3 protein-coding genes are annotated in these 1,164 nt (G+C 57.9%); 1 reads left to right on the top strand and 2 read right to left on the bottom strand.

Translation table 11 applies throughout. The annotated features are described in order from the left end of the window. Positions 1-72 precede the first annotated feature (72 nt). Positions 73-378, top strand: coding sequence for a type II toxin-antitoxin system RelE/ParE family toxin (locus tag BLQ98_RS18050; RefSeq protein ID WP_237272724.1), 306 nt, complete (start codon positions 73-75; stop codon positions 376-378). A 25-nt stretch (positions 379-403) separates the two neighbouring features. On the opposite strand, the gene BLQ98_RS18045 is transcribed toward BLQ98_RS18050, so the two are convergent. Then, a complete protein-coding gene (locus BLQ98_RS18045) occupies positions 404-838 on the bottom strand; it encodes a hypothetical protein (protein ID WP_093734554.1) in 435 nt (144 codons plus the stop codon). Next, on the bottom strand, positions 835-1,095 hold the full coding sequence (locus tag BLQ98_RS18040; protein WP_093734553.1) for a hypothetical protein: 261 nt from the start codon (positions 1,093-1,095) through the stop codon (positions 835-837). The genes BLQ98_RS18045 and BLQ98_RS18040 overlap by 4 nt, the downstream gene beginning before the upstream one ends. Positions 1,096-1,164: the final 69 nt, after the last annotated feature.

Here is a 1,164-nt window from a genome sequence, read left to right as displayed (position 1 = left end):
TTGCTGGGGAACAGTCAGGGACACCGCGTCCTTTCGACAGCGAGGCATTTTTAAGCCGGATGCACGCGAAGCATGCTGCCAAACATGCAGGGTAAATCCTACGCGCTTTCGCCACTGGCTGAGATCGACCTTGAAGACATCTGGCTTTACACGTTTCAGAACTGGTCACTTGCGCAGGCTGACAGCTACCACCGTGATTTGATTGCGACGTTCGAGGGGTTGGTATCTGGCACCAAAAGGGGCCGGGAAGTCGATGTGCGCCCCGACTATCTGAAATGCCCGGTCGGATCGCATATGATTTATTTCCGCGACAATGGCGACCAGATCGAGGTGATTCGTGTGCTGCATCAGCGGCAGGACGCAAATCTCAACCTCTGATCCCCACGCATGGCCGGACTGATTTTCACTGATCCGGCCCGGCAATCCATGCCATCGCCAGCGCCCCGATAATGGCCCCTGTGGCGAGCATGGAGGCCAACCACACCCAGAACCCGCCAAACCAGCGCCATGCCTCTCTACGAGCCTCTCCGGCGGCCTGTGAGAGCTTTGCGCGTTCGTTGTCGAGGTCGTGCCGGATACCGGCCATGGCGCTCTCAGCAGCCCTTGTTGCGGCCTGTGTGGCGCTGCGGGCCATCTGGTCGCGGTCCGTTTCCAAAGCCTCCTGAATGTCCCCCGGCGCATCCTCAGCCGCCTTTGCCATTTTCAGGACTGCTGCCGTCACGATCTGGTTCAGCTTTTTCGCCTCGTCCTTGTCGAGGCTGGTGCGTTGGAGGTGATCCATGTCCTTGCGGATAAGGGTCAGTTCATCGGCCAGTATCTGAAACGGATCCTTGCTCATGTCCGTTCCACCTTTGCCGCCACCTGATCGAGATCTTCCAGCAGCCCGACCAGTTCTTTCTGATCAACTTCACGGGTGGCGTTCTTGCGCAGAGTGGATGCCATCCAGCGTGCAATCTTTGGGTCTTTCAACGCGGCATTGGTCACGATGGCCCCAACGATGATTTTCCGGCGGGTCTCGCTGGCTTTCTGGCGGGTTTTGAGGCGGGCCAGCTTGGCCTGCGTTGTCGCGATCTGCTGATCTATAGTCCGCGCCATTCTGGTCTCCTTTTCCACCGCTCTAAGTTGCTTTTAGGCTACCGATGATGTAGAGAGCAAGACACGAAG

Origin of the sequence: Sulfitobacter litoralis (genome assembly GCF_900103185.1) — a bacterium.
GTDB classification, from domain to species: Bacteria; Pseudomonadota; Alphaproteobacteria; order Rhodobacterales; family Rhodobacteraceae; genus Sulfitobacter; species Sulfitobacter litoralis.
The sequence above is the reverse complement of the archived record's forward strand: the minus strand, read 5'-3'. Positions and strand labels throughout refer to the sequence as shown.